The sequence below is a fragment of the Tabrizicola oligotrophica genome (assembly GCF_011008935.1).
In the GTDB taxonomy this organism is placed as follows: Bacteria; Pseudomonadota; Alphaproteobacteria; order Rhodobacterales; family Rhodobacteraceae; genus Tabrizicola_A; species Tabrizicola_A oligotrophica.
In genome coordinates this window covers 1-20,612 of sequence record NZ_JAAIVJ010000005.1, presented here as the reverse complement: position 1 = coordinate 20,612, position 20,612 = coordinate 1, and the positions used below count along the sequence as shown (strand labels likewise).

General features: G+C 66.0%; 22 protein-coding genes and 2 tRNA genes. 7 read left to right on the top strand and 17 right to left on the bottom strand.

Going from position 1 to position 20,612, the window contains the following annotated elements; translation table 11 throughout:
- Positions 1 to 28 precede the first annotated feature (28 nt).
- From G4Z14_RS09870 to coxB, 5 genes are all read right to left on the bottom strand, one after another.
- Positions 29 to 829, bottom strand: coding sequence for a cytochrome c oxidase subunit 3 (locus G4Z14_RS09870; protein WP_164625222.1), 801 nt, complete (start codon positions 827 to 829; stop codon positions 29 to 31).
- A gap of 27 nt (positions 830 to 856) precedes the next feature.
- Positions 857 to 1,426, bottom strand: coding sequence for a cytochrome c oxidase assembly protein (locus G4Z14_RS09865; protein ID WP_164625220.1), 570 nt, complete (start codon positions 1,424 to 1,426; stop codon positions 857 to 859).
- On the bottom strand, positions 1,423 to 1,626 hold the full coding sequence (locus G4Z14_RS09860) for a hypothetical protein (RefSeq protein WP_164625186.1): 204 nt from the start codon (positions 1,624 to 1,626) through the stop codon (positions 1,423 to 1,425). Before G4Z14_RS09860 ends, G4Z14_RS09865 begins: the two co-directional genes overlap by 4 nt.
- A gap of 1 nt (position 1,627) precedes the next feature.
- Positions 1,628 to 2,554, bottom strand: a complete 927-nt coding sequence (gene cyoE / locus G4Z14_RS09855) for a heme o synthase (protein ID WP_164625218.1) — start codon at positions 2,552 to 2,554, stop codon at positions 1,628 to 1,630.
- 70 nt (positions 2,555 to 2,624) lie between these two features.
- Positions 2,625 to 3,461, bottom strand: a complete 837-nt coding sequence (coxB, locus tag G4Z14_RS09850; protein WP_164625216.1) for a cytochrome c oxidase subunit II — start codon at positions 3,459 to 3,461, stop codon at positions 2,625 to 2,627.
- A gap of 182 nt (positions 3,462 to 3,643) precedes the next feature.
- Here coxB and tldD point away from each other — a divergent pair, with 182 nt between their 5' ends.
- The gene (tldD, locus tag G4Z14_RS09845) at positions 3,644 to 5,065 is read left to right on the top strand and encodes a metalloprotease TldD (RefSeq protein ID WP_164625214.1); all 1,422 of its coding nucleotides are present in this window, start codon (positions 3,644 to 3,646) and stop codon (positions 5,063 to 5,065) included.
- A gap of 139 nt (positions 5,066 to 5,204) precedes the next feature.
- Here tldD and G4Z14_RS09840 read toward each other — a convergent pair whose 3' ends face one another.
- Together G4Z14_RS09840 and G4Z14_RS09835 are read right to left on the bottom strand one after the other, a co-directional pair.
- A complete protein-coding gene (locus tag G4Z14_RS09840) occupies positions 5,205 to 7,520 on the bottom strand; it encodes a Tex family protein (RefSeq protein ID WP_164625212.1) in 2,316 nt (771 codons plus the stop codon).
- Positions 7,521 to 7,656: 136 nt separating this feature from the next.
- Positions 7,657 to 7,733, bottom strand: a tRNA-His gene (locus tag G4Z14_RS09835).
- A 176-nt stretch (positions 7,734 to 7,909) separates the two neighbouring features.
- On the opposite strand from G4Z14_RS09835, the gene G4Z14_RS09830 reads away from it, so the two are divergent.
- Entirely contained in the window at positions 7,910 to 8,122 is a 213-nt protein-coding gene (locus G4Z14_RS09830; RefSeq protein ID WP_164625211.1) for a DUF6324 family protein, read from the top strand.
- A 57-nt stretch (positions 8,123 to 8,179) separates the two neighbouring features.
- On the opposite strand, the gene G4Z14_RS09825 is transcribed toward G4Z14_RS09830, so the two are convergent.
- A complete protein-coding gene (locus G4Z14_RS09825; RefSeq protein WP_164625209.1) occupies positions 8,180 to 8,653 on the bottom strand; it encodes an MmcB family DNA repair protein in 474 nt (157 codons plus the stop codon).
- A 116-nt stretch (positions 8,654 to 8,769) separates the two neighbouring features.
- Here G4Z14_RS09825 and G4Z14_RS09820 point away from each other — a divergent pair, with 116 nt between their 5' ends.
- Positions 8,770 to 9,195, top strand: a complete 426-nt coding sequence (locus G4Z14_RS09820) for a hypothetical protein (RefSeq protein ID WP_164625207.1) — start codon at positions 8,770 to 8,772, stop codon at positions 9,193 to 9,195.
- A 297-nt stretch (positions 9,196 to 9,492) separates the two neighbouring features.
- Here the strand turns inward: G4Z14_RS09820 and G4Z14_RS09815 are convergent, their stop codons facing one another.
- From G4Z14_RS09815 to G4Z14_RS09785, 7 genes are all read right to left on the bottom strand, one after another.
- Positions 9,493 to 9,807, bottom strand: a complete 315-nt coding sequence (locus G4Z14_RS09815) for a hypothetical protein (protein ID WP_164625205.1) — start codon at positions 9,805 to 9,807, stop codon at positions 9,493 to 9,495.
- A gap of 69 nt (positions 9,808 to 9,876) precedes the next feature.
- On the bottom strand, positions 9,877 to 10,290 hold the full coding sequence (locus tag G4Z14_RS09810; protein ID WP_164625203.1) for an META domain-containing protein: 414 nt from the start codon (positions 10,288 to 10,290) through the stop codon (positions 9,877 to 9,879).
- A 92-nt stretch (positions 10,291 to 10,382) separates the two neighbouring features.
- The gene (gene nusB / locus G4Z14_RS09805) at positions 10,383 to 10,820 is read right to left on the bottom strand and encodes a transcription antitermination factor NusB (RefSeq protein ID WP_164625201.1); all 438 of its coding nucleotides are present in this window, start codon (positions 10,818 to 10,820) and stop codon (positions 10,383 to 10,385) included.
- Positions 10,821 to 10,858: 38 nt separating this feature from the next.
- On the bottom strand, positions 10,859 to 11,362 hold the full coding sequence (locus G4Z14_RS09800) for a 6,7-dimethyl-8-ribityllumazine synthase (protein ID WP_164625199.1): 504 nt from the start codon (positions 11,360 to 11,362) through the stop codon (positions 10,859 to 10,861).
- Between the two features lie 3 nt (positions 11,363 to 11,365).
- On the bottom strand, positions 11,366 to 12,460 hold the full coding sequence (gene ribB / locus G4Z14_RS09795) for a 3,4-dihydroxy-2-butanone-4-phosphate synthase (protein WP_164625197.1): 1,095 nt from the start codon (positions 12,458 to 12,460) through the stop codon (positions 11,366 to 11,368).
- A 91-nt stretch (positions 12,461 to 12,551) separates the two neighbouring features.
- A complete protein-coding gene (locus tag G4Z14_RS09790; protein WP_227751642.1) occupies positions 12,552 to 13,016 on the bottom strand; it encodes a hypothetical protein in 465 nt (154 codons plus the stop codon).
- A 106-nt stretch (positions 13,017 to 13,122) separates the two neighbouring features.
- Positions 13,123 to 13,719: a riboflavin synthase gene (locus G4Z14_RS09785; protein WP_164625193.1), complete on the bottom strand. Its 597-nt coding sequence runs from the start codon at positions 13,717 to 13,719 to the stop codon at positions 13,123 to 13,125.
- 165 nt (positions 13,720 to 13,884) lie between these two features.
- On the opposite strand from G4Z14_RS09785, the gene G4Z14_RS09780 reads away from it, so the two are divergent.
- From G4Z14_RS09780 to G4Z14_RS09770, 3 genes are all read left to right on the top strand, one after another.
- Entirely contained in the window at positions 13,885 to 15,171 is a 1,287-nt protein-coding gene (locus tag G4Z14_RS09780) for a capsule biosynthesis protein (protein ID WP_164625192.1), read from the top strand.
- Positions 15,172 to 15,273: 102 nt separating this feature from the next.
- Positions 15,274 to 16,413: a polysaccharide biosynthesis/export family protein gene (locus tag G4Z14_RS09775; RefSeq protein ID WP_164625190.1), complete on the top strand. Its 1,140-nt coding sequence runs from the start codon at positions 15,274 to 15,276 to the stop codon at positions 16,411 to 16,413.
- Between the two features lie 8 nt (positions 16,414 to 16,421).
- Positions 16,422 to 18,491 carry a capsular polysaccharide biosynthesis protein gene (locus G4Z14_RS09770; RefSeq protein WP_321573021.1) on the top strand — a complete coding sequence of 690 codons (2,070 nt, stop codon included), beginning with the start codon at positions 16,422 to 16,424 and terminating at the stop codon, positions 18,489 to 18,491.
- Here G4Z14_RS09770 and G4Z14_RS09765 read toward each other — a convergent pair.
- The gene (locus G4Z14_RS09765) at positions 18,488 to 19,336 is read right to left on the bottom strand and encodes a hypothetical protein (protein ID WP_164625188.1); all 849 of its coding nucleotides are present in this window, start codon (positions 19,334 to 19,336) and stop codon (positions 18,488 to 18,490) included. The genes G4Z14_RS09770 and G4Z14_RS09765 overlap by 4 nt on opposite strands.
- 145 nt (positions 19,337 to 19,481) lie before the next feature.
- On the opposite strand from G4Z14_RS09765, the gene G4Z14_RS09760 reads away from it, so the two are divergent.
- Positions 19,482 to 19,571, top strand: a tRNA-Ser gene (locus G4Z14_RS09760).
- Between the two features lie 285 nt (positions 19,572 to 19,856).
- Here G4Z14_RS09760 and G4Z14_RS18885 read toward each other — a convergent pair.
- Entirely contained in the window at positions 19,857 to 20,162 is a 306-nt protein-coding gene (locus tag G4Z14_RS18885; RefSeq protein ID WP_227751657.1) for a DUF4357 domain-containing protein, read from the bottom strand.
- Positions 20,163 to 20,612 lie beyond the last annotated feature (450 nt).

Genomic DNA, 20,612 nt, shown 5'->3' with positions numbered 1-20,612 from the left:
CCCGCGCTGCTGGAAGTTTCAAGAGGACTTATTGGCCCCAGACATAGACGGCGGCAAAGAGGAACAGCCAGACCACGTCGACGAAGTGCCAGTACCAGGCGGCGGCCTCAAAGCCGACGTGCTGTTCGGGCGTGAAGTGGCCCTTGTAGGCGCGGATCAGGCAGACGGTCAGGAAGATCGTGCCGATCATGACGTGGAAGCCATGGAAGCCGGTCGCCATGAAGAACGAGGCGCCATAGATGTTGCCGGCGAAGCCGAAGGCGGCGTGGCTGTATTCATAGGCCTGGAAGAAGGTGAACAGCGCGCCCAATGCAATGGCGACGATCAGCCCATGCTTCAGGTCGCGGCGGTTGTTTTCGTGGACGAGCGCATGGTGCGCCCAGGTCGCGGCGCAGCCGGACAGGAGAAGGATCAACGTGTTGATCAGCGGCAGGTGCCAAGGGTCGAAGGTCGAGATGCCTTCCGGCGGCCAGACGCCATCGGCGATCGGCGACATCGGCCCCATCGGGTAAAGCGCGTGCTTGAAGAAGGTCCAGAACCAGGCCGAGAAGAACATCACTTCCGACATGATGAACAGGATGAAGCCATAGCGCAGGCCAAGGCGGACAACCGGGGTGTGGTCGCCGGTCTGGCCTTCGTGGACGACTTCCGACCACCAGGCGAACATGACGTAAAGCACGCCCGCAAAGCCGATCAGGCCCATCCAGGGGCTGCCGCCCTTCATCCACAGCGTCGCGCCGAACAGCATGATGAAGGCCGAAACCGCGCCCATCAGGGGCCAGATCGACGGCGGCAGAATGTGGTAGTCGTGGTTCTTGGCGTGGGCCATGGTTGGTTCCCTCGTGTTTTCTTCTTGTCAGTTTTCCGCTGTGGCAGTGGGGGCGATGAGGCCCGCCTGTTGTTCCGGCAGCGGTGTTTCGTGGAAAGTATAGGACAGGGTGATTTCGGCGATCTTGCCCGCCTCGGCGTCCGCGACGATGGACGGATCGACATAGAACGACACCGGCATGACGACGCGCTCACCGGGTTGCAGCACCTGTTCGGTGAAGCAGAAGCACTCGATCTTGGTGAAATAGCCACCGGCGAGGTCGGGGGCGACGTTGTAGCTGGCGGTGCCGGCGATCGGGCGGTCGGTGGGGTTGAACGCCTCGTAGAAGGCCAGCGCGGTTTCGCCGATCTTCAGCGTCATTTCCGCCTGTTGCGGCTTGAACTCCCACGGCATGCCGGCCTCAAGCGAAGCGTCGAAACGCACGATCACGGTCTGGTCCAGCACCGTATCCGATGCGGTTTCCGAAACCGAGGTGGTGCCGGCAAAGCCGGTCATCCGGCAAAACAGATCGTAAAACGGCACGGCGGCGAAAGAGAGACCGAGCATGGTCGCCGCGATCCCCGCCAGCCACGCGCCGGTTTTGGCTTGCGGCGTCATGGCTGACTGCCCCCGCTGGCGGGCTGAACCACAGTGCCGGTGTTGGCCTTGCCGTCATCGGCATGCATGCGGTCGCCGTTCGTCACCTTGACCACCGTCAGGGCAAAGACCAGCGCGACGAAGGCGGCCAGCACAAGACCAAGCCCGACGTTGCGGCTGAAACGGCGCTGGTGCATCTCATGTTCGACCCGCAAAGCCATCTCAGAAGCCCCCCCAGGCGCGCAGGCCGGCATCGGCAAGCAGGGCGGTGAAATGCAGGAACAGATACAGCAGCGAGAAGCGGAACACCGATTTCTCGACCTTGTAGCCATCGGCCTCGGCCGCGACCTCATCGCGCTTCCAGATCGTCCAGGCCCCACGCAGGAAGCCCGCGTTCAAGACCAGCGAAGCGGCCAGATAGACATTGCCGCCGATCGGCGTAAAGCCCAGGGCCAGCGAGAACGGCACCAGCGCGACCGTATACCACCAGACATGGGCGCGGGTGACGCGGCGGCCATGGGTTTCGGTCAGCATCGGCACCTTGGCATCGCCGTAGTCGGATTTCATGAACAGCGCCAGCGCCCAGAAATGCGGCGGCGTCCACATGAAGATCAGCATGAACATCAGGAAGGCCTCGACCGAGACCGACCCGGTCGCCGCCACCCAGCCGATCATCGGCGGGAAGGCCCCGGCCGCGCCGCCAATCACGATGTTCTGCGGGGTAGAGCGCTTCAGCCACATCGAATAGACGACGACATAGAAGAAGATGGTGAAGGCCAGAAGCGCGCCCGCCATGACATTGGTGGCCAGCGCCAGCATGACGACGGAAATGCCCGAAAGCGCCAGCCCGATGGCCAGCGCCTCGCCGGGCTGCACGCGGCCCGAGGGGATCGGGCGGCCCTTGGTGCGGCGCATGATGGCGTCGATGTCGGCATCCCACCACATGTTCAGCGCCCCCGAGGCCCCGCCACCCAGCGCGATGAACAAGACGGCGGTGAAGGCCTCGACCGGGTGCAGCGACACTGGCGCCACCAGCAGGCCGACGAGCGCGGTAAAGACCACAAGCGACATCACGCGCGGCTTGAGAAGCTGCACGTAATCGCCGAACCCTGCGTCGCGGCTGTCTTCATAAGACCGGATGTCGGTCATGGCCCGTCCTGTTTTCTTGCCTTGGTCGGAAAGGGGCCGCGGCCCCCTTCCCTGCCTGAGATCAGCTGGATCAGTTCGACGCCAGCTGCACGTTGCCGGCCTTGGCGCCGACCAGCCACTTGGCATAGGCCTCCTCCGAAACGACCTTCACCGTGATCGGCATATAGGCATGGTCCTTGCCGCAGATCTCCGAGCACTGGCCAAAGTAGATGCCTTCCTTGTCGGCCTTGAACCAGGTCTGCGCCAGACGGCCCGGCACGGCATCCTGCATCACGCCGAAGGCCGGAACTTTCCACGAATGGATCACGTCGGCGCCGGTGACCTGCACCAGAACGGTCTTGCCGACCGGCACGACAACGGCCGTGTCGGTGGCCAGAAGATAGAGGCTGTCGTCATAGCCATGCGCGGCCAGCTCTTCCTTCGGCAGCAGGAAGCTGTCGAAAGCCACGCCTTCATCGGGATATTCATAGGACCAGAACCACTGGTTGCCGGTAACCTTGATGGTCAGGTCAGCCTCGACCGCGGTGAAATCCTGCTGCTTGAACAGCTGCGGCAGCGAGAAGGAGCCGATGAACACCAGCACCAGCACCGGAATCAGCGTCCATGCCACTTCCAGCGGCGTGTTGTGGGTGAAGCGCGCCGGCGTCGGGTTGGCGCGGCGGTTGTAGCGCAGGATGACGATCAGCAACAGGCCGACGACGAAAACGGTGATGACGCTGATGATGACCAGAACCATGTGATCCAGGCTTTGCAAGCCGCTCGCCACCTCGGTCGCGGGGGGCTGGAAGCCGATGCCCTCGGGCTTCGGCGCCCCGATGACTTCCAGCGACTGCGCGCTGGCCGCCGTGGACAGAAGAACACCAAGCCCCGCCAAAGCAAGACCAGCGCGAGAGATGAGCTGACGCATATTCGTTTCCCGTTTCGTCTGGCGACATTGCGCCCTATTGTTCAGGCATGCCCAAGGTTCGGGCAGAATCCCGTTGATTATGCCGATGGTGAAACCACATAAGGCGCATGATCTCAAGTGAAACCGTGCGACAAAGCGGCGCTATTTGACACAGATCAATGCTGCAGCCGCGAAAGGCCCCGATGACCGACGCCCCCTTCCGTCCCTTCGACACCAAACTCGATGAACAGGCCGCGCTTGGCGTGCTGCGACACGCCCTTTCGGGGGCCGAGGATGGCGAACTTTATCTGGAGAGGAAGCGCTCCGAGGCGATCGTGCTGGACGATGGCCGGATCAAGACCGCAAGCTATGACGCTTCCGAAGGCTTTGGCCTGCGCGCGGTCAAGGGCGAGGTGGCAGGCTATGCCCATTCCACGGAAATCAGTGAAAAAGCCTTGAAACGGGCGGCGGAGACTGCCCGCCTGGCGGTGGGCGATGGCGGCGGCGTGCTGGCCCCGGCGCCGAAAGGCACCAATGCCCGGCTTTACACCGATGCCGACCCGATGGCGGACGCGAGCTTTGCCGCCAAGATCGACGTGCTGAAAGAGCTTGACGCCTACGCCCGCGCCATGGACCGCCGGGTGGTGCAGGTCTCGGCCACCATCTCGGCGGGGTTGCAAGAGGTGGAGATTCTCCGCCCCGAAGGGCTGCGGCTGGCCGACATCCGCCCGATGGCGCGGCTGAATGTCGCAGTCATCGTCGAGGAGAACGGCCGGCGCGAACAGGGCGGCATGGGCGGCGGCGGGCGCTATGGGCTGGCACGCCTGCTGGAGCCCGGCCACTGGAAGCCCCTGCTGCACGAGGCGCTGCGGATCGCCCTTGTGAACCTTGGCGCGCAGCCGGCGCCGGCGGGCGGGCTGGACGTGGTGCTTGGCCCCGGCTGGCCGGGGATCCTGTTGCACGAGGCCATTGGTCACGGGCTGGAGGGCGATTTCAACCGCAAGAAGACCTCGGCTTTCGCCGGGCTGATGGGACAGATGATCGCCGCGCCCGGCGTCACCGTGCTGGACGACGGCACCCTGCCCGACCGGCGCGGCTCGATCTCGATTGACGACGAGGGCACGCCTTCGGCCCGCAACGTGCTGATCGAGGATGGCCGGCTGGTCGGCTACATGCAGGACCGCCAGAACGCCCGGTTGATGGGCGTTGCCCCCACCGGCAACGGCCGGCGCGAAAGCTTTGCCCACATCCCGATGCCGCGGATGACCAACACCTACATGCTGGGTGGCACGGACGACCCGGCGGGCATCGTGGCCAGCCTGAAAGACGGCATCTGGGCAGTGGGCTTCGGCGGCGGGCAGGTCGACATCACCAACGGCAAGTTCGTGTTTTCCTGCACCGAAGCCTATCGGGTTCGCAACGGCAAGGTCGGCGAGGCGGTCAAAGGCGCCACCCTGATCGGCGACGGTGCGACCGCACTGAAAGGCATCCGCGCCATCGGCAATGACATGGCGCTTGATCCCGGCATCGGCAATTGCGGCAAGGCCGGGCAATGGGTGCCAGTCGGCGTCGGCCAGCCGACGCTGCTGATCGGCGGGCTGACCGTGGGGGGACAGGGCGGCTGAGGGTTCGCCGGGCCGGACGGCAGGCTTGAATTCAAGAATGGATATTTGGGCCAGTGCGAAAGGATTTGGGCCTTTCGAAATACGCCGCAGGGGGTGAGGTCCGAATGAACCGAGGGGGGCGCGAAGCCCCCCTTTTGCGTCACCGCCCGAACTTGCCTTTCAGCGCGTCGGCAAAGGCATTGCCGCCCGCGCCAGACGGTCCGGCGCTGGTCGGCAGCGGTTTGCCCTTGTGCGGTTGCGGCTTGCCGCCCTGCACCTGCCGCTCGCGGGCATTTTCCCGCGCCTCGCCGGTGTCGCGCTTCATCGACAGGCCGATGCGCTTGCGGGCCACGTCGACCTCGACCACCCGCACCTTCACCACATCGCCGGCCTTCACCACTTCGTGCGGGTCCTTGACGAAGCTGTCGGAGAGCTGGCTGACATGCACGAGGCCGTCCTGATGCACGCCGATGTCGACAAACGCACCGAAGGCGGCGACGTTCGTCACCGTGCCTTCCAGCATCATGCCGGGGCGCAGGTCCTTGATGTCCTCGATCCCGTCGGCAAAGGTCGCGGTCTTGAAGCTGGGGCGCGGGTCGCGGCCGGGCTTTTCCAGTTCGGCCAGAATGTCGCGCACCGTGGGCAGGCCGAATTTCTCGTCGACAAAGGCGGCCGGGTTCAGCTTTTTCAGCGCCGCGCCATCGCCCATCAGGCTGCGGATGTCGCGGCCACAGGCGGCGACGATCTTGCGGGCGACCTCATAGGCCTCGGGGTGGACCGAGGAGGCATCCAAGGGCTCCTTCCCGCCGGTGATGCGCAGGAAACCCGCCGCCTGTTCAAAGGCCTTCGGCCCAAGCCGGGCGACTTTCAAGAGGTCGCGGCGCGTGGCGAAGGGGCCGTTTTCATCGCGGTGCGCGACGATGCTTTCGGCCAGCGTCGGACCAACGCCGGACACCCGGGCCAGAAGCGGGGCGGAGGCGGTGTTGAGATCGACCCCGACTGCGTTCACCGCATCTTCGACCACGGCATCAAGGCTGCGGGCAAGGCGGTGCTGGTCGACGTCATGCTGATACTGGCCGACGCCAATGGCCTTGGGCTCGATCTTGACCAGTTCGGCCAGCGGGTCTTGCAGGCGCCGCGCGATGGACACCGCCCCGCGCAGCGAGACGTCAAGCTGCGGGAATTCCTTGGCCGCAAGTTCGCTGGCCGAATAGACCGAGGCCCCGGCTTCGGAGACGATCACCTTGACCGGTTTTTCCTGCCCCGGGAAATGCGCCAGAAGGTCCGCCACCAGCTTTTCCGTCTCGCGCGAGGCGGTGCCGTTGCCGATGGCAATCAGCCGGATACCATGCTTGCCGATGAGTTGTGCCAGGGCCACCTGCGCGCCGCGCAGGTCGTTCTTGGGCTGGAAAGGATAGACGGTGTCGGTGGCCAGCACCTTGCCGGTCGCATCGACCACCGCGACCTTGACCCCGGTGCGGATGCCCGGATCAAGGCCCATCGTCGCCTTGCCGCCCGCAGGCGCGGCCAGGAGCAGGTCTTTCAGGTTGCGGGCAAAGACGTTGATCGCCTCGGCCTCGGCGCGCTCGCGCAGGTCGGACATCAGGTCCAGCGTCAGCGAGGTTTTCAGCTTCACCCGCCAGGCCCAGGCGGCTGCCTCGCGCAGCCACTGGTCGCCGGGGCCTTTGCCCATGGCGTTCAGATGCGCCGCCGCCGCGCGCTCCGCCGGGCTTTCCCCGCGCGGGGCGTCCGGGTCGATGGCGAGATCGAGGGTCAGGAAGCCTTCGTTCTGACCGCGCAGCATGGCCAGAACCCGGTGGCTCGGTGCCGAGGACCAGGGTTCGTCATGGGCGAAATAGTCGGAGAACTTGGCGCCTTCCGCCTCCTTGCCCTCGACACCTTTGGCTTGCAGCCGGCCCACCTGTTTCATGTGGCCGCGCAGCCGGCCCAACAGATCGGCGCTTTCCGAAAGCCCCTCGGCCAGAATGTCGCGCGCACCTTCCAGCGCGGATTTGGCATCCGGCACGGCTTCGGTGAGGTAGCCCGCCGCCAGCGCCGCCGGGTCAGCCATGCGCTCGGCCAGAATCGCGTCGTAAAGCGGCTGAAGCCCGTTCTCGCGGGCAATCATCGCCCGGGTGCGGCGCTTGGGCTTGTAGGGCAGGTAGATGTCTTCCAGCTCGGCCTTGGTCGCCGCCTTGACCAGCGCAACCGCCAAGGCGTCGGTCATCTTGCCCTGCTCGGTGATCGAGGCCACGATGGCGGCCCGCCGCGCCTCCATCTCGCGCAGGTAGGTCAGGCGCTCTGCCAGCGTGCGCAACTGGGTATCGTCCAGCCCGCCCGTCACCTCCTTGCGATAGCGCGCGATGAAGGGAACGGTGGCGCCTTCGTCCAGAAGGGCGATGGCGGCCGTGACCTGTGCGGGCTGGGCGCCGATCTCGGCGGCGATCACAGCGGGGATTCTTGCAGTCTGGGTCATGGGCTGGCTCCGTGCGGGAGGCGCGACCATAGGCGGGCAGCCGCGGAATGCAAGAGCCCGGACGGCGGCGTGGCGAGGTGCCGCGACAGACCCGGAAAACCGAAAAGGCGCCGCGGTGACGCAGCGCCTTTTGGGATGGTACCGACTCCCCGGCTCGAACGGGGGACCCCTAGATCCACAATCTAGTGCTCTAACCAACTGAGCTAAGTCGGCACTTGAGGGGCATTTAGCTCTCCGTCCGCCCGAGTGCAAGAGGGGAATCGGGCGGGCCGCACCAGAACCGCCGTACCGCCGCCCGGCCAGCGTCTGGCGCTGGCCGAAAGGGCCGAAGGCGCTTGCGTGACAGGGTTCAAACGCGCTAGTCCGGCACAAGAACAGCGGAGCATCCCATGGGCATCGACAAGCAAAGCGACATCGCCGCCGACATCCAGATCGGGCCGACCGATCAGGGCATGGTGCGGATCTATGTGGCGGCGGCAGGGGGCATCGAACTGCCGCTGGACTTCGATCCCGACGAGGCCGAGGAAATCGCCGAGGAATTGCGCGCCGCCGCGCAGGTGGCGCGCGAGATGGGCGACCAGCCGAAACCGAAAAAGCGCTGAGCGGCCGCTCCTCGGGCGCGGGTCGCGCTTCCCGTCGGAGGACATCCCGACGGAGAGTTACACGATCAGCCCGGCCACACCCGGATCGCGGAAGGCCTGCAACCGACTGGCGGCATGGCGGGCGAACTTCTGCACCAGGGCCTTGCGCCGCGCCGGCGCCAGCGGGGTTTCGGCCCCCATGCGGAGGATCTCGGCGTCATAGGCGTCGGCCAGTATCAACCCCTGGCCTTCGGGCAACAGCTCCACCGGGAACTCGCCGCCCACCGCCCAGAAGAAGCGGTCGCACCAGTCCAGATAACCCTGCCATTTCTGGTCGGCCCGGAAATCGGCCCGGCTGGATTTGCATTCGACGATCCAGACCTCGCCCCTTGGCCCGAGCGCCATGACATCGACGCGCAGGCCGGGCGTGGGCACAAGTTCCTCGACACAGACAAAGTCGAACTGCCGCAGCGCCCGGGACACGCCGCGCTGCAGGCGCTGACCGGGAAGCAGGCGCGACAGATCATCAAGGGGCTGGGCCGGCGTGTCCATCGCGCCAGCATGAACCAAACGGGAACACTTCGCAAGACGACACCGGTCGGTTGCCGCCGAAGGTCGGGCGCGCTACCTTTTGCCCACCCTTCCTGCGACGGGTTTCGGAGGACATCATGGGCAAGCGCATCCTTCACCACGCGGCAGGTCTGGTGGAGGTGAGCTATCGGCCGGACCTCGCCGCCGTCTATCTGAAGTGGTTCAGCGAGTATGGCGAAGGCACGCGCGTGAAAGACGCCGTTCTGGCCGCCCTTGACTGGGTGCGCGCCCACGATGTCGCCCATTGGGTCGCGGATGTCTCCACCTCGCCGCGCGCGCTTTCCGAGCGGGACTATCGCTGGGTCAGCGGCGAGGAATTCCGCGCCGCTATTCTCGATTCTCCCTTGCGGAAGTTCGTGCTTATCCCGCCGCTGCCGAACTCGGGTCAGGATGCTGGCTGGGTAGCCGACTGGGAGCAGAACACGCTGACAAGGTTTGGCGACCGGGTGCAGGCCAAGGTCTGCGACAGTATCGAGGACGCGCGGGCGTTCCTTGCCGGCTGAGGCCGGACCGGCGCGGCTACCGCGCCGCTGTCGCAGCGCCCCCGGACGCACCCCGCGCCGCCATCGCCCCTTGCCGCACCGCTTCCCCGCGCAAGCCTTGCGCCGCCGCGCTCGTGGCCCTATCTTGCAAGGTGGCGGGTGCTGCTCTTCGCGTGTGGGTCAACTTTTCCAGTGGCCGATAAGCAAGCGAACGGGGGCTGGCTCTGGCAGGATCCTGGTCCTGCTACCTGGCGCCCACCTGAGACCTCTGGCTCTCGGGAAAAACCCAGACCTCACGGCCGCTGCGGGCCCGCCACCCTAGCGCTTTTGCACGACCTTGACCGGGACGGGGATCGGACTGCCAAGGTCTGGCATCAGCCGATCGCGCAGGCCGCCCGTCGGCGGCGCGTCGGGGTCGGCCAGCATCATCACGGCAATGCCGAACTGGACGCCGGCAAAGATGATGCCCTGAAACATGAACACCATGGCGGCCGCGACAAGGCCCATGTCCGACCCGAAGATCAGATGGCGCAGGCCCGCCACGTCCTGCCACAGCATCAGCGCCAGAAACACCGCCGACAGGCCAAAGCCGATGGCGACGGAACGGATGTAAAGCGCGATGAGTTTCGGCATGGCGGCCCCCCTGGACGGAGAGGATGCTAGCACTCTGCCGCGCCGGCGAAAGGCCCAAGATGCCGCAGGTCAGTCGATCGGCTGAACAAGGCGCATCTCATGACCGCCGCCGGTCAGAATCAGCAGGCCCGGCAGCTGCTCGGCCGTTTCGATGCCCTGCAGCAGCGCAAGGAACTCGGCCTCGCCCTGCATGTGCAGGCAGGCCATTTTCGTTGCGGCGAGATTGCCCACGGTGAAGCTGTTGCCTGTCCAGACCAGCGATCCGGAATAGCGGTTGCAGGGGGCCTGGCCCGACACCTTGCCCGGTTCAACCAGATCGAGCGTGGCAGTCCAGCCCGGAGCGACGCCGTCAACTTCGGTCACCTGCCAGTCCAGCGCCGAAAGCTCGGGGGCCAGCCCGGTTTCATCGGCCCGGGCAGCGGGCGGAGCAAGGCAAGGCATGGCGACAAGTGCAAGCGCGGCGGCGAGGGTGGTCTGGTGCATCGGAAAACTCCTTTTCCGGTGTAACGCCTGCCCTCCCCTGATCCTTGGCGGGACGGGGAAAATTCCTCTGCGCGCTCCAGAACGCCGGACGGTCAGAAAGCCTCCGGCCGCGCCTCGCGCGCCATGTGGTCAAGGACGGCGTTGACGAACTTGGATTCCTTGCCATCGGGGAAGAAAGCCTTGGCGACATCGACATATTCGGTGATCGCCACTTTCGGCGGTGTCACCATGTCCACCAGTTCCGCCCCGGCGGCGCGAAAGAGCGCCCGGATTACCGGGTCGATGCGGTCGATCGGCCAGGCCGCCACCAGCGCGCGGTCGGTCATCTGGTCGATCTTGCCCTGCCAGTTGACGGCCTTTTCCACCACGGCGCGGAAGTGGTCGGCGTCGCCCTCGACGAATTCACCCTCGTCATAGGTGGCGCCGAAGCGATGGGTCTCGAACTCGCGGCAGATGGTCTGCACAGTCTGGCCCGAGCTTTCCATCTGGAAAAGCGCCTGCACGGCATAAAGCCGGGCTGCCGATCTCATCTGCTTCTTGTCAGGCCGACCTGACTCATTCTTGCCCGTCATGCGCGGAAACCGATTCCCTTGGTGTCACCGGCGGCCCAGCTACGGGCAAGCGCGACCAGATGCAAGGCGGCAGCGGCAGCACCGCCCCCCTTGTTCTGCCCCGCCACCTCGGCCCGTGCCAGCGCCTGGCCGCGGTTTTCGACCGTCAGGATGCCATTGCCGATGCAGGCGCCTTGCAGGCCCAGCAGCGTGATCGCGCGCGACGAGTCGTTGCAGACTGTCTCGTAATGCGTGGTCTCGCCGCGGATGACGCAGCCAAGGGCGACATAGCCGTCATATTTCGCCATGCGCTCGGCAAGGCCGATGGCGGTCGGAACCTCCAGCGCGCCGGGAACCTCCACAAGGTCTGCCTCGGCGCCGCAGGCGGCGGCCACGCCGCGGGCCCCGGCCACCAGCTGGTCGGTGATGTCCTTGTAATAGGGCGCCACGACGATCAGCAGCCGCACCGGCTTGGAAAAGCCCGGCAGCGGCAGGGTATAATGTTGCTCGGACGCAGCCATGGGTCAGCCCTCGATCTTGCGGGTGCCGGCGATGGTCAGGCCATAGGCCTCAAGCCCCACCACCTTGGGCGCAGCGGAGTTCGTCACCAGCGTGATGTTGTGCAGGCCAAGCGCCGACAGGATCTGCGCGCCAAGCCCGTATTGCCGCAGGGTCTGCGGGCTGGCCTCGCCGTCGGACACCATCTTCATCGAGGTGTCGCGCAGCAGCACGACGGCACCGCGCCCCTCGGCGGCGATGACCCGCATCGCGCCCTGCAAATCGCCGACATGCGCGTCGCCGATGCCCAGCACGTCCTCCATCGGATTCAGCTGATGCACGCGGGCCAGAATCGGCCCGTCGCCCGAAAGATCGCCCTTGGTCAGCACGATATGTTCCGCGCCCTGGGTCTCATCGGCAAAGACCCGCATCAGCCAGTCGCCGCCATGCACCGAATGCACCCGCTTGACCGCCTTTTCCCGCACCAGGTTGTCGTGGCGGCGGCGATAGGCGATCAGGTCCGAGATGGTGCCGATCTTCAGGTTGTGGCGCTGCGCAAAGGTGATGAGGTCAGGCAGCCGGGCCATGGTGCCGTCGTCGTTCATGATCTCGCAGATCACACCCGAGGCGTTCAGCCCCGCCAGACGGCTGACATCCACCGCCGCCTCGGTATGGCCGGCGCGCACCAGCACGCCGCCATCGCGGGCGCGCAGCGGGAAGATGTGGCCCGGCGTCGCGATGTCGGCCGCGCCCTTGGTCGGGTCGATCGCGACCGAAACGGTGCGCGCCCGGTCGGCCGCCGAAATCCCGGTGGTCACGCCTTCGCGCGCCTCGATCGACAGGGTGAAGGCGGTTTCATGGCGGCTGGAGTTCTTGGGGCTCATCAGGGGCAGGCCCAAAGCCTCGATCCGGTTGGCCGGCATGGCAAGGCAGATCAGCCCCCGGCCATGGGTCGCCATGAAGTTTATGGCCTGCGGCGTACACATCTGCGCCGGGATCACCAGATCGCCTTCGTTCTCGCGGTCCTCATGGTCGACGAGAATGAACATGCGGCCGTTGCGGGCATCTTCGATGATATCCTCGATCGAGGAAATCGCGTCCGAGTAATCGGTCTTGGTCATGGCAGGGCTCCGGCAGCTTGGGCGAGGGCAGCATTGATCCGAAGCCATAGCGCGCTCGGACCCGGAAGGCCAGAGAGAGCCGCTTGGGGTTTCATGCGGAAAAGTAATGGTCCGCCGGAACGAAGGCCGCCAGACGCCCGGCCGCACACCAGTCGCGCTCCAGCGCGCCCATGCCGACGAGAACCACGCGGTCGGCGGGGAGAGTGCCGATGGCCGCGCGCAGGCCGCGGGCGATTTCCGGGAACCGGCCCAGCGCATAGGGCGCCGGGTGGGTTTCATCCAGCTCGGGGTTCAGGCCCAGCGCGCGCGCGGAAAGCGGCGCCACGGCCAGCCCGATCCGGTTGACCGCGGCCAAGGCCGCCAGCCGCGCCGCCTCGGGCGCGGGGATGATCGGCGCCTGCGGGCTGCTGTGCAGCGCGTTCGAGGAAAACAGGAAGGCCACCACGTCATGCCCGGTCTGGGCGCGGATGCCGGCGTAGGTCTTGTAGGGCAGGCCAAGTTCCTTGGCGCGTTTCACCCGCAGGCGGACGACCTCGACCGGCAGATTGGGCAGCAAGGCCGCGCGCGCCCTGCGCCAGCAGTGGGTTTTCCACCCACCCCCGCGTTCTGGCGACGGCCCCTTGTTGTGGCCGATGCCGGTCATCCGTGTCTCCGTGTGCAGGTTACGCCCATTCCCTCAGCCGCGCGACATAGCGGGCCATGGTGTCCACTTCGAGATTGACCTTCTGGCCCACCGCCACCTCGCCCCATGTCGTGACCTTCTGGGTATGGGGGATGAAGTTGATGCCGAAATCGCGGCCTTCAACCTCGTTCACCGTCAGCGAGGTACCGTTCAGCGCAACCGACCCCTTGGGCGCGATGAACTTTGCCAGATCCACCGGGGCGCGGAAGGTGACGCGCAGGCTGTCGCCCTCGGGACGCACCGCCACCACCTCGGCCACACCATCGACATGGCCCGAGACGATATGGCCGCCCAGTTCGTCGCCCACCTTCAGCGCACGCTCGAGGTTCAGCCGCTTGCCGACCTTCCAGGCCGCGAGATTGGTTTTCGACACGGTTTCGGCGCTGATCTCGACATCGAACCAGTTGCGCGGGCTGCTGCCCAGCGCCACCACCGTCAGACAGACCCCTTCACAGGCGATGGAGGCGCCGATGTCGATGCCTGCCACATCATAGGCCGTGCCGATCCGGGCGCGCAGGTCGCCCTTTTGCTCCAGCTCCAGAACTTCGCCCATATCGGTGACAATGCCAGTGAACATGTGGTCTCTCCTTTGCCCCATGGGTAGCCCCGCCTGCCCCGCCCCGCAAGACGGCAGATTTGCCCAATATTTGTCGCGCTTCGGGGGTAACGGTTAACGGTTTGAGGAAATTTCCCCTTTACGCTGACCTCCGTTCGGCGCGATGCAGGGGAAAAAGGGCGGTTCATGCGGGTTTCGGGTCAAGATCGGCGGTTTTTGTTCCTGCAGGGTCCGCACGGCCCGTTCTTCCACCGGCTGGGGGCCATGCTGGAACGCGCGGGCGCGACCGTCTGGCGCGTCGGGTTCAACCGCGGCGACCGCGCCTTCTGGCCCGGCGCCAGCTTCATCCCCTTCCGCGGCCGGCAAGACGACTGGCCCGCGACGATCCGCACCATCCTTCAGGCCAAATCCATCACCGATGTCGTGCTTTACGGCGACACGCGGTTCATCCATGCCGAAGCGGTGCGCGCCGCCCGCGCCGCCGGGATCATGGTGCATGTCTTTGAAGAAGGCTACCTGCGCCCCTACTGGATCACCTATGAACGTGGCGGCTCGAACGGGCATTCGCGGCTGATGGACACCTCGGTGGCGCAAATGCAGGCGGCGCTGGCGCAGATGGACATGGAACTGCCCGACGCACCGGCCCGCTGGGGCGACATGCGCCAGCACATGTTCTGGGGCGCGCTTTACCACTGGTTCGTGCTGGCCGGCTTTTGGGATTTCCGCAATTTCCGTCCGCATCGCAAACTGACGGTCGGGCAGGAGTTCCTGCTGTATTGCAAGCGTCTGGCGCTTTTGCCCCTGCACCGGTGGGAGCGGATGCTGGCCACCTTCCGCATCAAGCATGGCGGCTTTCCCTATCATCTTGTGCTCTTGCAACTGGAACATGACTCCAGCTTCCAGATGCATTCGCCTTTCAGGACCATGGCAGAATTCCTGTCCGTGGTGATGGAGGGCTTTGCCAAGGGCGCGGCGCCGCATCATCACATCGTGTTCAAGGCCCATCCGCTGGAGGATGGCCGAGCGCCGGTAGCACGCGAGATCAGGCGTCTGGCGCGCGAACACGGGGTCGAGGGGCGGGTGCATTTCGTGCGCGGCGGCAAGCTGGCGCAGCTTCTGAACCATGCCCGCAGCGCGGTGACGGTGAATTCCACAGCCGGCCAACAGGTGCTGTGGCGCGGCCTGCCGCTGAAAACCTTTGGCGCAGCGGTCTATGGCAAGCCGGAATTCGTCTCGACGCGGCCCCTGCCCGAGTTCTTCAGCCTGCCCACCCGCCCCGACAGCCGCGCCTACCGCGACTACCGGCATTACCTGCTGGAAACCTCGCAGATCGCCGGCGGCTTCTATTCCGCGCGGGGCCGGCGCGAGTTGCTGCGGCAGCTTGTCGACATGATGCTGCAAGCCGAAGACCCCTATGACGCCTTGACCGAAGGCAAAGCGGCACCGCGGCAACAGTTGCGACTGGTGACGTAGGATTGTCGCCGGCCGGACGGAATTCGATTTGGAATTTCTGGCACCTTTCTGTAGGGTTGTCGGCAAAACTTGAGGCAAACTCCAAATAAAGGAGCCCGAGCAGTGAAATTTCTGAGATCAAGGGGGGCGAAAGCCCTGGCCCTTGTCACACTTGTTGGTGCGGTTGGCGCCTGCGGGTTGCCCCGGTCCGGGCCGAACAAGGCCGAAATCTACAAGGGCTCGGTGCTGAAGGATGGCGATGCCTTCATCGTCAGCGTGAACAGCCGCGTCACCCGCGCCACCGCCGTCACCCCGGCCTTCGGCTTTTCCGACAGCTTCCGCAATGCCGGCAAGGTTGGGTCCGACAGCATCTCGCCCGGCGACGTGCTTGGCATCACGGTGTTCGAAAACGTCAAGGATGACCCGCTTCTCGGCAATACCGGGCAGCGCGTTTCTGCGCTTACTGAAATTCAGGTTGATGGGCAGGGCTACATCTTCGTGCCCTACGCCGGCAAGATCAAGGCGGCAGGACAGTCGCCTGACGGGCTGCGCCAGATCATCACCAAAAAGCTCGACACCCAGACGCCCGACCCGCAGGTGCAGGTGCAGCGGCTGGCGGGCGATGGCTCCACCGTCACCGTTTCGGGCTTTGCCGGTGCGCAGGGGGTGTTCCCGATCGAACGCCCGACCCGCACGCTGACCGCGATGCTGGCCAAGGCCGGCGGCGTGTCGATCGAACCGGAGACCGCGATCATCCGGGTGACACGCGGCGGCACGACGGGTCAGGTCTGGGCGATGGATCTTTACGCCAACCCCGCGCTCGACATCGCGCTGCGCCCCGGGGACATCATCACCGTCGAACGCGACACCCGCGCCTTTACCGCGCTTGGCGCCACCGGCAACCAAAGCCGCGTGCCGTTCGAAACCGAGAACCTTTCGGCGATCGAGGCAATTGCCATTGTCGGCGGGCTGAACACCTCGACCGCCGATCCGACCGGGGTTTTCGTCTTCCGCAACGAACCCGCCGAAATCGCCAATACCGTACTGGGCCGGAACGACCTGATAGGCGATCAGCGCATGATCTATGTGCTGGACCTGACCCAGCCCACCGGCATGTTCGAGGCGCGCGATTTCCTCGTGCGCGACGGCGACACCGTCTATGTCACCGAAGCGCCCTTCGTGCAGTGGTCCAAGACGCTGTCGGCGATCACCGGCACCAGTGGCGCGGCAGATTCCCTGGCATCCGCCACAAGCGGCAATTGATTCCCGCTGTGGCGGGCCTGGACCTTTCCGGCAAAGCCGCCGGGGGCGCAATCCCCCGGCGGCTTTGCTATTACAACGCCGGCTTCCTGCGCCAGTCCCGGCTGCGGCGCATCCTGACGCTGGCAGGCCATGATCTGCGACTGGGCCGACCGGGACCCGAGGACGGGATCGTGGTCTGGGGTCGCTCGCCCTATGCCGCGCGCGGCGAGGCGGTGGCGGCGCGCACCGGTCTGCCGCTTGTCAGGGTCGAGGATGCCTTCCTGCGCTCCCTGCGTCCGGGCCGGCTGGGCGATGCGCCTTTGGGTCTGATGATCGACGGGCTTGGCGTGCATTTCGACAGCAGCTGCCCCTCGGCGCTGGAGCGCATCTTGCTGCGCCACCCCTTTGACGATTCGAACCTCATGACCCGCGCGCGCGACGGAATAGCCCGGTTGCAGGCGCTAGACTTGTCAAAATACAACCTTCATCAGGCGGATGCCCCCCTGCCGAAACCCGGCTATGTGCTGGTGGTGGACCAGACGCGCGGCGATGCCTCCATTGCCCATGCCGCGGCCGGCCCCCAGACCTTTGCCGAGATGCTGATCGCGGCGCTGGACGAAAATCCGGGCGCGCGCATTGTCGTGAAGATCCACCCCGAAACCGCCCTGGGCCTGAGGGCCGGGCATTTCGGACCGGAGACCCTGTCGGACCGTATCAGCCTGTGCAGCGATCCGGTTTCGCCCTGGGCTTTGCTGGATGGCGCGGTGGCCGTCTACACCGTGTCCTCGCAACTCGGGTTCGAGGCAATCCTTGCCGGACACCGCCCCAAGGTCTTTGGCCAACCCTTCTACATTGGCTGGGGCCTGACCGAAGACCGCAACCCGGTGGGGCGCCGCGGTCGCGTCCTGTCGCGCGCCCAGCTGTTTGCCGGCGCGATGATCGAGGCTCCGACATGGTACGATCCCTGCCGCGACCGCCTTTGTACATTTGAACAGGTGGTCGACCAACTGGCGGCCGAAACCTGGCAATGGCGTGAAGATCGCGCGGGCCATGTGGCGTTTGGCATGCGGCTCTGGAAGCGCGGGCGGCTGCAAGAGGTGTTCGGCCGCACAAAACCCCTTGTGTTCAGCAACCACCCCGCCGCCGCACAGGCGCGGGCACAGAAAACCGGACGGGGCCTTCTGGTCTGGGCCGGCAGGGAGCCCGCAGAACTGGCCGCCCCCGGACTTTGCCGTCGGGTGGAGGACGGCTTCCTGCGCTCGCGCGGGCTTGGCGCCGAGCTGGTGCCGCCCCTGTCGCTGGTGACGGATGATCTGGGTATCTACTACGACCCCGGCCGCGAAAGCCGGCTGGAGCGGCTGATCCTGTCACCCTTGCCGCCCGGCGGCCGGGCGCGGGCCGAGCGGCTTCTGGCGCGGCTGTTGGCGACCGGGGTGACAAAATACAACCTGCTCGGCGCGGCGCTGCCCGATCTTGGCCCGGGGCGGCGGGTGCTGGTGGTGGGGCAGGTCGAGGATGATGCCTCGATCCGGCTTGGGGCGGGGGCCGTGCAGACCAACCTCGGCCTTCTGACGGCGGCGGCATCGGCCAATCCCGGCGCGCGGCTGATCTACAAGCCGCACCCCGATGTCGAAGCGGGCCTGCGCCCCGGCGCCATCGCCGCCGCGGAACTGACCGGGCTTGCCGATCACGTGGCCACCGGGGCGGACCCGCTCGCCCTGATCGCCGCGTGCGATGAGGTCTGGACCATGACCTCGCTCCTGGGGTTCGAAGCGCTGCTCAGGGCCAAACCCGTCACCTGCCTTGGGGTGCCCTTCTATGCCGGCTGGGGCCTGACCCGCGACCTTGGCCCCGTGCCCGAGCGTCGCCGCCGCGCGCCCGATGGCCACCCCCTGCCGTGGCCCGACCTTGTGCACCTCGTCCATGCCGCGCTGATCGGCTATCCGCGCTATTACGACCCCGTCAGCCGCCGCCCCTGCCCGCCCGAAGTGGCCATAGACCGGCTGGCCGCCGGCGATCTGCCGCACCCCGGCCCTGGCCTGCGCCTCATGTCCAAGCTGCAGGGGCGCCTGGCGAGCCACGCCCATCTCTGGCGCTAGATATCGTCGCCCTGCAGGGACCGGCCAAAGCCGCGTCCCAGATCGCGCGACACCGCATTCAGCATCACGTCAAAGGCCTTGAACATCGCCGCATTCAGCCGCCGCCCCGCAGGGCTTTCGGAGAAGACGACATAGGTTGTCAGGTCGGCATCGCTCATCGGCTGGTAGGCCATGGCGAGAAAGGGAAAGAGCCAGCCCACGGTCTCGGCCCTTGTCTCGGCCTCGGTGCCCCAGACCTGCGCCAGCATGTCGGCCTCGCTTGGCGCAAAGCCGTCCCCGCCCGCATCTGCAAGGCCGCGCAGGAAGGCGAGATTGGCATTCATCGCCCCCATGACATTCGAATCCACCAGATCATTGGCCCGCACGAACCGGTCGATCAGTGCCTGTCGGGCAGGGTCCTCGCTGGCCAGGCGGCCATAGGCCAGCCCCGCCGCCGCCTCGACTGTCTTGTCCAGCAGCGCCCGGCGGGCGGAGAGCTCCAGCAACAGCGCCCGCCGACCCGGCTCCGTGCCAAAGAAGGCGGTCGCGGCGGCAACGGTTTCGCCATCCTCGGCCAGCGCCACGGCGAAGGCCTGATCGAACAGCGACAGCATGCGGGCCGGGTCATAGACCCGGTCCAGCGCCTCGCCCCACAGCGAGCCCCGACGACCGGGCGGCATCTCACCGCCAAGCTCGCGGCCATTGGCAAGCCCCTCCGCGCGCAGGATTTCCATCGTCTCGGGGATCATGAGCGCCCGGCTCAACGCCATCACATCGGCCGAAACCTGCGTCGGGGTCTCGGCACGGGCCGGGACCGCCACCACGGGCAAAAGCGACAAGACCACAGCCAAGACCCACCGCGCCACGCACCTGCCTCCCCGGGTTTTCCGCAAGGCTAGGCCAGCCTCCTGCCCTTGCCAACCGCCCCGACGCCCCGGTCGCGAATTTTCCGCCGAATGGGCTTGCAAGCGCCGAAAGACCCCGCTAAATCCCCGCCACGATCCCTACCGCGGAGAGGTGGCAGAGTGGTCGAATGCGGCGGTCTCGAAAACCGTTGTCGGTTTGCGCCGACCCAGGGTTCGAATCCCTGTCTCTCCGCCACTTGCACCCGCGAAAGCGTTCTCCCGATCCGGCTGCGGCTGGATTTTTCCGTTGTTTTCGAGGGTTATGCGGGAAGGGCTGAGCACTGGCCCCTGCGCCAGGAGGCCCGGAAGCGGTCTCTCAGGGCCGAAATTCTCTGGACCTGATGACTGCGCGGTTATGGTGAATTTCTTGCAAGTAACTGAAAGCGGATAACTTTTTGAGAGCGTCCGCTACGCGGTTCGACGTGGGTGGCGTTAGCGAGATGGAACAGAAATCCAACTTGCTACCGCCTTTTGAGCGGCCTCACTCGGAGGCGCGGTCTGACATGCCTTGAGAGGCTTCCCAGTCGGCGTAATTGCGTCCGTCTGGGAGCTTCCAAAGGATCCGGCCATTGGCGCTCGCACCAATGACGGCCGCAGCTGCGGCAGAGGCAGACGTGAAGCTGTAGGCGCTTGCAAAGACAAGAAAATCGCCTTCCTCGCGGAGGACGCCTTTCTCGACAAGGGTGTTCCGGAGCGTGACCGTCCCTCTCGGTATCGTCCCCGTCGTCCGGACCCTTGCCTTCGAACCTGGTGTGACGACGAAATCCCCGGAGGGCCCAATCTCCATCTCTGCCGCGAAGCCCTCGCCTCGGAAGAAGAACCGAGGGCTTTCATGGATTTCAGCCGCTGGCAGTTCTCGCCCTGCGATCTGCTCAGCCGCTCGACCGCGGACTTCTCGGAAGAGATCCCAGCCGAGGGCTCCGACCAGCGTTTTCGTCTGATCCACGAACTCGTCCATGGCCGCGCGGTCGGGGAGCGGTAGCTTGCCCGCGTCGTCGGAGGGCGTGCGAGTGTTGGGCAGGGTCCAGCGGGGATTGCTAACGACGCCCCGGATTAGGCAGGCCTCCACATAACGCGCGTGGCTCTTGGTCAGGTTCTCGTCCTTGCTGATGACCTGCCCCCCGGTCGTCCCTCGTTCATAACGAGAGTCCTTGGGGTTGATAGGCATCGGTTTCAGGTCTGGCAAGCGCGCCGGGCGCGTTGCCATCAAGTAGCTCAAGCGTCCGGCGCGCTTCTG